Annotated in this window: 11 protein-coding genes; 4 read left to right on the top strand and 7 right to left on the bottom strand. The window is 52.4% G+C overall.

Annotated features, from left to right (window positions below):
• Positions 1-71: 71 nt before the first annotated feature.
• Positions 72-989, bottom strand: coding sequence for a LysR family transcriptional regulator (locus tag ACERJC_RS11575; RefSeq protein ID WP_373671724.1), 918 nt, complete (start codon positions 987-989; stop codon positions 72-74).
• Positions 990-1,297: 308 nt separating this feature from the next.
• Here ACERJC_RS11575 and ACERJC_RS11570 point away from each other — a divergent pair, with 308 nt between their 5' ends.
• Entirely contained in the window at positions 1,298-2,326 is a 1,029-nt protein-coding gene (locus ACERJC_RS11570) for an alpha/beta hydrolase (RefSeq protein WP_373671723.1), read from the top strand.
• A 118-nt stretch (positions 2,327-2,444) separates the two neighbouring features.
• On the opposite strand, the gene cybC is transcribed toward ACERJC_RS11570, so the two are convergent.
• Both cybC and pmbA read right to left on the bottom strand, forming a co-directional pair.
• On the bottom strand, positions 2,445-2,834 hold the full coding sequence (gene cybC, locus ACERJC_RS11565; RefSeq protein ID WP_152401749.1) for a cytochrome b562: 390 nt from the start codon (positions 2,832-2,834) through the stop codon (positions 2,445-2,447).
• A gap of 53 nt (positions 2,835-2,887) precedes the next feature.
• Complete coding sequence (pmbA, locus tag ACERJC_RS11560; protein WP_373671722.1) at positions 2,888-4,240, bottom strand: metalloprotease PmbA; 1,353 nt, start codon at positions 4,238-4,240, stop codon at positions 2,888-2,890.
• 93 nt (positions 4,241-4,333) lie between these two features.
• Here pmbA and yjgA point away from each other — a divergent pair, with 93 nt between their 5' ends.
• Positions 4,334-4,885, top strand: a complete 552-nt coding sequence (gene yjgA / locus ACERJC_RS11555; protein WP_046495529.1) for a ribosome biogenesis factor YjgA — start codon at positions 4,334-4,336, stop codon at positions 4,883-4,885.
• Between the two features lie 97 nt (positions 4,886-4,982).
• On the opposite strand, the gene mpl is transcribed toward yjgA, so the two are convergent.
• Positions 4,983-6,362: a UDP-N-acetylmuramate:L-alanyl-gamma-D-glutamyl-meso-diaminopimelate ligase gene (gene mpl / locus ACERJC_RS11550; protein WP_373671721.1), complete on the bottom strand. Its 1,380-nt coding sequence runs from the start codon at positions 6,360-6,362 to the stop codon at positions 4,983-4,985.
• Between the two features lie 175 nt (positions 6,363-6,537).
• On the opposite strand from mpl, the gene fbp reads away from it, so the two are divergent.
• The gene (fbp, locus tag ACERJC_RS11545; RefSeq protein WP_042321606.1) at positions 6,538-7,536 is read left to right on the top strand and encodes a class 1 fructose-bisphosphatase; all 999 of its coding nucleotides are present in this window, start codon (positions 6,538-6,540) and stop codon (positions 7,534-7,536) included.
• 92 nt (positions 7,537-7,628) lie between these two features.
• Here fbp and ACERJC_RS11540 read toward each other — a convergent pair whose 3' ends face one another.
• From ACERJC_RS11540 to cscK, 3 genes are all read right to left on the bottom strand, one after another.
• Complete coding sequence (locus tag ACERJC_RS11540; protein ID WP_373671720.1) at positions 7,629-8,741, bottom strand: methyl-accepting chemotaxis protein; 1,113 nt, start codon at positions 8,739-8,741, stop codon at positions 7,629-7,631.
• A gap of 61 nt (positions 8,742-8,802) precedes the next feature.
• A complete protein-coding gene (gene cscB / locus ACERJC_RS11535) occupies positions 8,803-10,050 on the bottom strand; it encodes a sucrose MFS transporter (RefSeq protein WP_373671719.1) in 1,248 nt (415 codons plus the stop codon).
• A gap of 62 nt (positions 10,051-10,112) precedes the next feature.
• Complete coding sequence (cscK, locus tag ACERJC_RS11530) at positions 10,113-11,036, bottom strand: fructokinase (RefSeq protein WP_373671718.1); 924 nt, start codon at positions 11,034-11,036, stop codon at positions 10,113-10,115.
• Between the two features lie 217 nt (positions 11,037-11,253).
• Between cscK and cscA the strand changes: the two genes are divergently transcribed.
• The gene (gene cscA / locus ACERJC_RS11525) at positions 11,254-12,687 is read left to right on the top strand and encodes a sucrose hydrolase (protein ID WP_371895038.1); all 1,434 of its coding nucleotides are present in this window, start codon (positions 11,254-11,256) and stop codon (positions 12,685-12,687) included.
• Positions 12,688-12,689 lie beyond the last annotated feature (2 nt).

The following is a 12,689-nucleotide window of genomic DNA, read 5'->3' as shown; positions in this document are numbered from 1 at the left end:
GACAGATTAGGGCATAAAAATATATTGCTGCCATCCGGATTATATCAATGTGACAGGCTGGTTTTCCTGAATCACTTTTTCTTCTTTACGGATGGACGCTTACGGTTAACGCGCAGAGCCTCTATCACCAGTGAAAACGCGGGAGAGACTTGTTTGCGGCTGGGGTAATACAAATAGTATCCAGGAAAAGGCTTACACCACGGTTCAAGCACACGGATTAATCGACCTTTCTCAATATGTTCACCGAACTCTTCCTCCGGTAAAAAAGCGATTCCCATCCCCTCCAGAGCAGCATAGACAATGTGTTCTGACGTGTTGAACGTCACTTGCCCGCTCACCCGCACGTTCAAGTCGCCGCCGTCCTGATCAAAATCCCAGACATATAGCCCACCCGATCTCACCATTCTCTGATTTATACAGCAGTGTTGCGTCAGTTCATGGGGGGTTTGTGGAATGGGATAACGCGAAAAATAATCCGGTGAGGCTGCGGCCGCCATACGGAGTTCTGGTCCAATCGGTATGGCTATCATGTCTTTATCAATCGTGTCGCCCAGCCGCACTCCGGCGTCGAAACGGTCGGCGACAATATCGCGAAAACCGTGATTGGCGTCGAACTCAATATGAATATCAGGGTATTCACGCAACAGTGGCGTCAGTTTAGGTAACAGTGTGGTACGCAAAACGTTCGGCCCACAGGTGATTCGTACCGTACCGGCGGGTTTGTCTCGCAGCTCAGTGAGCATATCCAGTTCGGCTTCAATCTCATCAATGCGGTTGCCGATGGACTGCAACAACCGTTCTCCGGCAGCGGTGGGGGACACGCTGCGGGTGGTGCGGGTGAGAAGTCGAATTTGCAGGCGATTCTCAAGAGCGGAAATCGCCTGGCTGAGAGCCGGCTGTGTGACACCAAGATGTGCCGCCGCGCGGGTAAAACTTCCTTCGCGGGCAACGGTGACAAAATAAAGCAGGTCATTGAGATTGCGTTTCATCTGTCAGGCTTTCCCGATTAATAAGGTAATCTTATAAGCCTATTAAGCATTCATTAGCTAGTCAACCTACGCCTGCCGTGTAAAACTTTCCGCAAGAGATCATCGTGAACTGCCTGTTTATTTATGCACTTTTTGTCGTTATTCCCATGAATAACGTCCGGCCCCGGCTTGCCTGAAGATGGCTGACCTGTATAGCGCACACGTTGTCGGATAATGCCGAGGCAGGAGATAGACGACCGATCGCCGCAACAGGAATGACCATTCTGACATCACGTAAAACACACCACGCACACGAGAGGATGAAACTCATGAAAAATATGACACTGGCGCTGGGGCTGTTAATCAGTTCATTCGCCGCCACCGCGGCGGATATGTCAAAAGGCGCGGACAACTTCTATAAAAGCAATAACGTTACCCAGCAAAAGGTCACGTTTAAGAATCAGTACCAGATGAACGTCGTGGGAAATTTGTTTATTCCAAAGACGCTGAATCAGAATGCGAAAAACCCGGCAATTGTCGTCGGACATCCGATGGGCGCGGTCAAAGAGCAAAGCTCGAATCTGTATGCCCAAAAACTGGCAGAGCAGGGTTTTGTGACGCTGGCGATCGATCTCTCTTTTTGGGGGGAAAGTGAAGGAAAGCCGGGGCATCTGGTTTCACCGGAAATTTATGCAGATGACTTCAGCGCGGCGGTCGATTACCTCAGTACCCAGCCGTATGTTGACCCAGAGAACATCGGCGTACTGGGTATCTGTGGCAGCGGGAGCTTTGCAATCAGTGCAGCCAAAATCGATCCACGTATGAAGGCGATTGCCACTGTCAGCATGTACGACATGGGCTCGGCGTTCCGTCATGGTCTGAATCATTCCCAGACGCCAGAACAGCGTCAGGCCTTTATTAAATCCGCTATCGAGCAGCGATTTACAGAATTTAAAGGCGCAGAGAAGGCGTATATCCCGGGGACCGTTAACAAGCTGGATGACTCAACGCCGGCCATTCAGCGTGAGTTCTTTGATTTCTACCGTACCGAGCGAGGCGGTTACACCCCGCAGGGTGAGAAAGAAGCACTGACCACCAAACCGCTGTTAAGCAGCATTGGTAAATTTATGAATTTCTATCCATTCAACGATATAGAAACGATTTCACCGCGCCCCATGCTGTTTATTACCGGGGACCAGGCGCATTCGAAAGAATTCAGCGAAGATGCCTGGAAACGTGCGGCTCAACCGAAGGAGCTGTATGTCGTTCCCGGGGCTGGTCATGTCGATTTGTATGACCGTACCGACCTGATTCCGTTCGAAAAGCTGACATCGTTCTTCAAAACGAATCTGAAGTAATAATTAAGGCCGCCCTTGTAAAGAGGGCGGCCTGGTTCAGGAGAGTCAGGTTGAAAAGATCGTTATTTTTATGATTTCCCCTGAAGCCCCGGCTGAAGGCATCAGGGGAGAAACGCCATTAACGATACTTCTTGTGGTACGCGTTGCGGGTGGTTTTGAACTCTTCCGCGGCGGCCTGCGCTTCTTTGACCTTCCCTTCCTTCGCCAGCTTCAATGCACCGTCGATCTGGCCGACCAGGACGTCAAAACCATGACGAAAATCTTTCATTTCCGGACTGTCGGAGGCTTTGCTTTCCAGCTTTGGCGGCGTCGCTTTTTGGGCATCCAGCGCGGCAGCGCGCATTTTGGTTAACGCCTCTGTCACCTGTGTTGCGTTATCCGCTTTTTCGACCACCTTCAGGTTATCGTTAAGCGTTTCCATATTATCTTCGAGTTCGGCGGCAAACGCCGTTGCCGAACTCAATACCAGAGTGGAGACCGCCAGCATCGCCAGTAGTTTTTTACGCATTGCTCACTTCCTCTTTTTTATTGTTTTGGCGCGGCAGGTCGCGCCATCCGGGATTATTGTCCGGCGATTTTCATCTCCGGCAACAGAACTGAACCACACTGTATATTGCTACGTGTTTCAATATCGTTACCGATGGTAACAATATTGCGCCACATCTCTTTTAAGTTTCCGGCGATGGTGATTTCGCTTACAGGGTATTGAATTTCCCCGTTTTCGACCCAGAAACCGGCTGCGCCACGGGAGTAATCCCCGGTGATGCCGCTCACGCCCTGGCCCATCAGTTCGGTGACCACCAGTCCGGTGCCCATCTCTTTGAGCATCTGCTCAAAGCTCAGCCCCTGCCCGGCAATGCGCCAGTTATGAATGCCGCCTGCATGACCGGTGCTTTTCAGCCCCAGCTTACGGGCAGAGTAGTTGGTTAACAGCCACTGGGTCAGCACACCGTCTTTCACAATGTCACGACGTTGCGTACGTACACCTTCGCTGTCGAACGGTGAGGAAGCCAGTCCTTTTAACAGGTGCGGATGCTCTTCAATGGTCAGCCATTCAGGCAGAATTTGTTTTCCCAGCGAATCCAGCAGGAAAGTGGATTTGCGATACACCGAGCCCCCTGCAATCGCGCCAACCAAGTGACCAAACAGCCCGGTCGCCACTTCGTTGGCAAAAATTACCGGTGCTTTCATCGTCGAGAGTTTACGCGGTGACAGGCGGGATAACGTGCGGCGAGCGCAGTCTGCGCCAACCCATTCCGGCGTTTGCAGATCGCCCATCGCACGGCCAATCGTGTAGGCGTAATCGCGCTCCATATCGCCGTTTTCTTCAGCAATCACGCAGCTGGAAAGTGAATGGCGGGTGGAGCAATAGCCCTGCAACATGCCGTGGCTGTTGCCAAACACTTTAATGCCATAGTGGCTGTTAAAGCTGCCGCCTTCCGTATTGGTGATACGTTTATCGGCCTGCAAAGAAGCCTGTTCGGCACGCGCCGCCAGTTCGATGGCTTCATCCGGAGAAACCTCTGCCGGGTGGAACAGATCCAGATCCGGTGCGTCAAAAGCCAGTAACTCTTTGTCTGCCACACCTGCGCAAGGGTCCGGCGAGGTGTAGCGCGCGATGTCCAGCGCCGCCTGGACGGTACGGGCAATCGCCTGCGGGCTTAAATCAGTCGATGAGGCACTGCCTTTGCGGTTTTGATGGTAGACGGTAATTCCCAACGCGCCATCGCTATTGAATTCGACATTCTCCACTTCACCATAACGGGTGCTGACACTGATGCCGGTCGTCTTGCTTACGGCGACTTCCGCCCCGTCCGATTTGCCTGAGGCTAACTCCAGCGCTGTCGAGACCGCTTCTTCCAGAATCTTACGCTGCGCTTCAACTTGTGAGATTACTTTCATCGCAAATGCCATAATGTAGAGAGTTTCTCTGAAGTCTAACAGAGAACCGTTTTTCAGTGCGCATCTTAACTGGTAACATTAGCCTCTTTTTTTAAGGAGCCTGACATGACTAAGCAGCCCGAAGACTGGCTCGACGACGTTCCCGGTGATGACATCGAAGACGAAGACGATGAAATTATCTGGGTCAGTAAAAGTGAAATTAAACGCGACGCCGAGGAGCTCAAACGCCTGGGCGCGGAACTGGTGGATCTGGGGAAAAACGCGCTGGACAAAATCCCGCTTGATGCGGACCTGCGTGCCGCCATTGAGCTGGCCCAGCGGATCAAAATGGAAGGTCGCCGCCGCCAGTTGCAGTTGATTGGTAAAATGCTGCGCCAGCGTGAGGTTGATCCTATTCGCCAGGCGCTGGACAAGCTGAAAAACCGCCACAACCAGCAGGTGGTGTTGTTTCACAAGCTTGAGCATCTGCGCGATCGTCTGATTGACGAAGGGGATGACGCGGTAGAGGAAGTGCTGAACCTGTGGCCAAACGCCGACCGCCAGCAGCTTCGTTCGCTGATCCGCAACGCGAAGAAAGAGAAAGAAGGGAATAAGCCGCCGAAATCCGCGCGTCAGATCTTCCAGTATCTGCGCGAACTGGCGGAAAACGACGCGTAATGTAACCCGGCGTGAATGCCGGATGGCGACGCGAAACGTCTTATCCGGCCTACAAGCACGTAGGCCCGGTAAGCGTCAGCGCCACCGGGCCTTTTTATTACTCTTCGGCTTGCGCTTCGGCTTTTTTCGCCAGGCCATCCAGCAGTTTTTGGTGAATACCACCAAACCCGCCGTTACTCATCACCAGAATGTGATCGCCAGGTTGCGCCGTTTTCACGATCATCTCAGCCAGCGTATCCACATCACCACTCCAGTGAGCAGGCTGGATGCAGGCTTCCGCCACTTCCGCCACCTGCCACGGGATATGCGGCGGCTGCAGCAGATACACTTCATCCGCACGGCCCAATGACGGTGCCAGATCGTCTTTGGACAGCCCCATTTTCATGGTGTTAGAACGCGGCTCCAGCACGGCGATAATGCGTGCCGTACCGCCTACTTTGCCACGCAGCGCCGCAAGCGTTGCCAGAATCGCCGTCGGGTGATGTGCGAAATCATCATAGACCGTGACGCCGTTCGCTTCGCCGCGCAGTTCAAGACGGCGACGGGCGTTGATGAACGATCCCAGCGCATTGGCCGCATCGCCCGGCTGCACGCCAACGTGACGGGCCGCAGCAATGGCCATCAGACCGTTGTGCATGTTGTGTTCACCAACCAGTGACCACTTCACTTCGCCGACCTTCTCGCCGTCCAGCCACACTTCCCATTCCGAGGCATCGACGTTCAGCTTTTTCGCCTGCCAGTGGCCCTGCTCGCCCACCAGTTCCTGTTCGCTCCAGCACCCCATCGCCATCGTCTGCTTCAGATTGATGTCGTGTTCCGGATAAATGATCCGCCCCTGACCCGGCACGATGCGGACCAGGTGGTGGAACTGCTTCTGGATCGCTTTCAGATCGTCAAAGATATCCGCATGATCAAACTCAAGGTTGTTGAGGATCAGCGTACGCGGGCAGTAATGTACGAATTTGGAGCGTTTATCGAAGAAGGCGCAGTCGTACTCATCCGCTTCAATCACGAAGAAGTCGCTTTCGCCCAGACGCGCAGAAACGTCAAAATTCCCCGGCACACCGCCAATCACAAAACCTGGCTTATAACCGCAGACGTCAAGAATCCAGGTCGCCATGCCCGCGGTGGTGGTTTTACCGTGCGTTCCCGCAACGGCCAGCACCCAACGATCGCGCAGCACAAAGTCATGCAGCCACTGCGGACCGGACATGAACGGAATGTTTTTTTCCAGCACCGCCTCAACGCACGGATTTCCACGGGTCATGGCATTGCCAATGATCACCAGGTCCGGTTGCGAGTCAAGCTGACTGGGGTCATAACCCTGAATCAGGGAGATACCCTGGTTCTCAAGTAAGGTACTCATCGGCGGATACACATTGGCGTCCGAACCCGTTACTTCATGACCGAGCGAGCGCGCCAGCATCGCCAGACCGCCCATGAACGTGCCACAAATTCCCAAAATATGAATGCGCATACGTCACTATCCTAATTTAACCCAGGGGGCATTTTACGCATATGTCAGGCAAGTGAGAAACGCATTTCAGGATAATCCGTAGTTTGCTGGCGCGATTCACCTGAGCGCAGCCACTGAAATATTTGTTAAGATTGTTACGGTCGCTTTACTCCATATTAATTGCAGGGAAAGTGTTATGAAAACGTTAGGTGAATTTATTGTCGAGAAGCAGCACGAGTTCTCTCATGCTACGGGTGAGCTCACTGCGTTGTTGTCGGCAATAAAGCTGGGCGCCAAGATCATCCACCGCGATATCAACAAGGCCGGTCTGGTCGATATCCTGGGTGCCAGCGGTGCTGAGAACGTACAGGGCGAGGTTCAGCAGAAACTCGACCTGTTCGCGAACGAAAAACTGAAAGCTGCACTCAAGGCGCGTGATATCGTCGCGGGTATTGCCTCTGAAGAAGAAGATGAAATCGTCGTTTTCGAAGGCTGTGAACACGCGAAATACGTGGTGCTGATGGATCCGCTGGATGGATCGTCCAACATCGATGTTAACGTCTCTGTCGGGACCATTTTCTCTATCTACCGCCGCGTGACGCCTGTTGGCACGCCGGTCACTGAAGAAGATTTCCTGCAACCGGGCAACAAACAGGTTGCTGCGGGTTACGTGGTTTACGGCTCCTCCACGATGCTGGTTTACACCACCGGCTGCGGTGTCCACGCCTTTACCTACGATCCGTCGCTGGGCGTGTTCTGCCTGTGTCAGGAGCGCATGCGCTTCCCGGAGAAGGGCAACACTTACTCCATTAACGAAGGCAACTACATTAAATTCCCGAACGGTGTGAAGAAGTACATCAAGTTCTGCCAGGAAGAGGATAAATCCACGCAGCGCCCGTACACCTCGCGCTACATCGGCTCACTGGTTGCTGACTTCCACCGTAACCTGCTGAAAGGTGGAATTTATCTCTACCCAAGCACCGCCAGCCACCCGGAAGGAAAACTGCGTCTGCTGTACGAGTGCAACCCAATGGCATTCCTCGCAGAGCAAGCCGGCGGCAAAGCGAGCGACGGGAAAGAACGAATTCTGGATATCACCCCGGAAAGCCTGCACCAGCGCCGTTCGTTCTTCGTTGGCAACAACCATATGGTTGAAGATGTGGAACGCTTTATCCGGGAGTTCCCGGACGCGTAAAACCCTTGCCGGATGGCGCTAGCGCTTATCCGGCCTACAATAGCTGCGTATGCCGGATAAGACGTGTCAACGTCGTCATCCGGCATTTCACATCAGGCGGTCTGCAATTTAAACGACGCCATCGCTTCGATAAGCGCGTGCGACTGCTCTTCAAGCGAGCGGGTTGCCGCGGAGGACTGTTGTACCAGGGCCGCATTCTGCTGCGCCGTTTCATCCATCTGGCTCACCGCGATATTCACCTGTTCGATACCGCGACTCTGCTCCTGCGACGCGCTGGCAATTTCCCGCATCAGTTTGGTCATCCGCATCACTTCGCTGGCAATCTCATCCATCGTTTCACCCGCCTGCATTGCCAGGTCGCTGCCCTCCCCCACCTGCGACTGCGAGTCGCCAATGAGCGTGCGGATCTCTTTCGCGGCCTCCGCGCTGCGGCTGGCCAGATTGCGCACTTCGCCTGCCACCACGGCAAAACCGCGTCCCTGCTCTCCCGCGCGCGCCGCTTCAACCGAGGCGTTCAGCGCCAGAATATTGGTCTGGAACGCAATCCCGTCGATCACGCCAAGAATATCGGCAATACGGTTAGAGCTACCGGAAATATCGCGCATTTTTTCAATGACATAACACACCATTTCACTGCCGCGATCGGCGGTATCAGAAACTGATTTCGCCAGTTGATGCGCCTGATCGGCGTTTTCCGCATTCTGTTTCACCGTCGCGGTGAGCTCCTCCATGCTGGCGGCGGTTTGTTCCAGCGAGGTCGCGGTCGATTCGGTGCGTGTTGCCAGATGAATATTACCCGCCGTCAGTTCACGACTGCCGGTGTCTATCTGCGAACTGGCATCGCGGACGCGTTTGACGGACTCGCTCAGCGCCGCGCGCATCCCTTCGAGCGCAGCCTGCAGACGATTAAACTCGGCGCTGGCATAGCGGCTTTCCGCCGCCGATAAATCCCCTGTCGCCAGGCGTTCGAGTTGTTCAACGACATTATCGAGCGGTTTCAGGAGCTTATTGCGCAATAACAGCCAAACCACCGCCAGCAGAGCGATGGCCGTCAGCGTCGTCGCCGTCATCACCCCGTAATAGACCCATGAGGTAATAATACGCGTGGAGGCGTAAATCCCCATGCCACCAGTTAGCAGTAGTAACAGGGTAATAAGCGACAATAAAACCAACAGGGTATTTCGTAGGGAGAGGGATTTTGGCATCGTTATTTTCCGGTTGTAAGATATACAGAAACTATCGACAACAACCGGAAAAAGTTTAGGTTTATGTCGCTGAATTCAGTGAAGGTTCTGGCACGGACGGTTCTCGTTTTTTACTCAGGAAGAAAATGCCAAAAAGCAACATCAAGCAGACGATACCCGAGATGGCGAAAAACACGGTCTGGTAGCCTGCGAGGTCAAAGAGAATCCCTATTGGCGTTGAAAGCAATACTATCCCCAGCGAACTGGCAATCTGAAAACCAATCAGGAAGATTGTCGATGACAGTCGCTTATCAAAGTTCGCTACGCTGTATTTGAATACGGAGATGACGCAAAGTGGAACTTCAATAGCATGCAGGAGCTTCACCAGCGAAATGACCCAGGGATTAACGAACAAGGCGCAAGAGAGGATGCGCAGCGCCATAATCACCACGCCGATGAGTAATGCATTTTTTGGCCCCACCCGATTAACAAAGAAGGGAATACTCGCCATGCACAGTGCTTCAAGCACGACCTGGAACGAATTCAGATATCCATATACGCGCGTTCCAACATCGTGTGATTCGAACAGACCAGCATAAAACACCGGAAAGAGCTGTTGATCATAAATGTTATAGAAAGACCACGTCCCCACAATAAACACAACGAAGATCCAGAAGTTACGATCTTTGAAGACAGCGATAAAATCCTCTTTTTTTACCCCACCCGCTTCAGCCGTTACGCACTGCTGCTCCTGATCTTTGAAGCGCATGTTGATCATCATAAACACGGCGCCAAATAGCGAGACCAGCCAAAAGTTGATATGGGGATTAATACTGAAAAAGATGCCAGCGAAAAATGCGCCAATGGCATAACCAAATGACCCCCAGGCACGCGCGGTTCCATATTCAAAATGAAAACTCCGCGCCATTTTCTCGGTGAAACTGTCAAGCAGGCCGCAACCCGCCAGATACCCCAGGCCAAAAAAGAGAGATCCCAGAACCAACCCAACAGAAAAATGGCTTTGCAGTAGCGGTTCGTAAACGTAAATCATAAACGGCCCCGTCAGGACCAGGATGAAACTCATACACCAGATGAGAGATTTCTTCAGGCCAAGCTTATCCTGAATAATACCGTAGGCCACCATAAACAGCATGCTGGTAAACTGGTTAACCGAATAAAGTGTGCCTAATTCTGTCCCTGTTAAACCCAGATGTCCTTTCAGCCAAATGGCATATAACGACCACCACAGTGACCAGGAAATAAAAAAGAGAAATGAATAACTGGATGCAAAACGATAGTACGCATTTCTGAATGGAATCTTCAATGCCATAATTACCTGCCTGTCGTTAACAAAAATCACGTCCTGTTCAGAGGCAAAATCGGCCTCGTTGTTTACTTACACCGTTCCAGCTCTTGTCGATGCGGCAGCGCTGTCATCGCCCCTTTTGCCGTTACCGCAAGCGCTCCGCAGCGTTGGGCGAGTTCTATAATGTGTTGTAATTCGCCCTCATGCGCAGGGAAGCCTTCAGCAGCCAGACCTCCCAGTAATCCGGCGACAAACGCATCCCCCGCCCCGGTGCTGTCTACACAATTCGCGGGAATCGCGGCAAAGTGGTGAACCTCCCCGCGGTAGCAGACCACCACACCATCAGCCCCTTTCGTCACCAACAGCATGGTAATTTCATGCTCCGTTGCCAGGGCGCAGATATCCCGATCACACTGAGCGTTTCCATTGATAAGCCGCCATTCGTCTTCCGACAGCTTGACCACGTCTGCCAGTTGAAGCGCCTGCAACAAACACAAGCGCAACAACTGTTTGTCTTGCCAGAGATCGTCACGGATATTGGGATCGAAGCTGACAAAGCCGCCTGCACGTCGAAGCGCTGACATCGCAATAAAAGCACTGGTACGTGAAGGTTCGGCAGACAGGGCAATTGAACAGAGATGTAACCATTCGCCGTGCCGCCATTCGGGCAAATCGGTTGCCTCCAGAAAAAGATCGGCGCTGGGGCGAACCATGAATGTAAAAGAACGCTCTCCTTGTTCATTAAGATCGACAAGCACAGTCGATGTCCGGTGCCATTCATCCTGCTTCAACCGTGAAGTATCAACCCCTTCCGCTTTCAGCGTTCTTCTTAACAACGCGCCAAAAGGATCATCCCCCACCCGACCTATAAATCCACTTGCCCCACCTAATCTGGCTATCCCCACCGCAACGTTAGCCGGCGCGCCACCAGGGCAAGGCAATAACCTTCCATCTGATTCAGGCATAAGATCTACAACCGCATCACCTAAAACCCATACTTTGGCTGACATGTTTCTCCCTCGACTTCATCTGGCTTACGCACATTGATAAACCGCTTTTTCTCAAAACCGTCATGAATTTGCCCCAACATGCATAATCGATCACAAAACCGCATAGTTAACGTTAACATTTGCGATAATCATCACATTAACCACAATTAAGATCTTTATTTTTGCAAAAGTTAACGTTAACAATTCAACTATTATTGCTAAACCAGGAAGAGCTTAGATGACGCAATCAAGATTACACATGGCGCAAAAAGCGCTGGAAAAGCTGCGCACTCGCCGTGGAAACACCTTCTATCCTCATTTTCACCTCGCGCCTCCGGCTGGGTGGATGAACGATCCCAACGGGCTAATCTGGTTTAACGATCGCTATCACGCGTTTTATCAGCATCACCCATTCAACGAACACTGGGGGCCTATGCACTGGGGACATGCCACCAGTGAAGATATGATCCACTGGCGTCATGAGCCTATTGCGCTGGCACCTGGCGATGAGGATGACAAAGATGGATGTTTTTCGGGCAGTGCCGTCGATGACAACGGTGTGCTATCGCTCATCTATACCGGTCATGTCTGGCTTGCAGGAGAAGGCAATGATGACGCCATTCGTGAAGTACAGTGTCTGGCAACCAGTCGGGATGGGATCCATTTTGAAAAACAGGGAGTGGTGCTGACCCCTCCGGAAGGGATTATGCATTTTCGCGATCCTAAAGTCTGGCGAGAAGCAAACACCTGGTGGATGGTGGTAGGTGCAAAAGATCCTGGTAACACCGGGCAGATCTTACTTTATCGTGGTAAATCATTGCGTGAATGGACCTTCGATCGCGTACTGGCGCATGCCAACGCAGGCGAAAGCTATATGTGGGAGTGTCCGGACTTTTTCCGTCCTGGTGAACACCATTACCTGATGTTTTCACCACAAGGAATGAAGGCGGAAGGATACTGTAACCGGAATCGCTTTCAGAGCGGAGTCATACCTGGGGTCTGGTCTCCTGGACGGATCTTTGCACAGTCAGGCCCTTTTACTGAACTCGATCACGGGCATGATTTTTATGCGCCGCAAAGTTTTACCGCTAAAGATGGCAGGCTCATCATCATCGGCTGGATGGATATGTGGGAATCATCAATGCCATCAAAACGTGAGGGTTGGGCAGGTTGCATGACGCTGGCTCGAGAGCTCTCTGAGAGCAACGGCAAACTCATCCAGCGCCCGGTGCGGGAAGCAGAGTCGTTACGTCAGCGGTATCAACCTATTCCTGCCAACAACGTCGACAGCAAATGCGTTTTGCAGGAAAACGCACAAGCGATCGAAATTCAATTACGGTGGGATTGTCAGAATAGTCATGCCGAACATTACGGGTTACAGCTCGGCACAGGGATGCGACTGTATATCGATAATCAGTCCGGACGGCTCGTTTTGTGGCGGTATTACCCGCAAGAAAACATAGATGGTTATCGCAGTATTCCCCTTACGCAAGGTGAACCACTTGATCTGAGGATCTTTATCGATAAGTCATCCATTGAGGTATTCATTAATGGTGGGGAAGCGGTCATGAGCAGCCGAATCTATCCGCAGCCAGAGGAACGTGAACTGTCTCTCTATGCCGCTCATGGAGAAGCCATACTGCTGCAAGGCGAACTCTGGCTACTGGGGTAATC

Source organism: Citrobacter telavivensis (assembly GCF_041807075.1).
Lineage (GTDB): Bacteria > Pseudomonadota > Gammaproteobacteria > Enterobacterales > Enterobacteriaceae > Citrobacter_A > Citrobacter_A telavivensis.
Note: the sequence above shows the minus strand (reverse complement) of the source record. Positions and strands in the feature narration are given on the sequence as shown.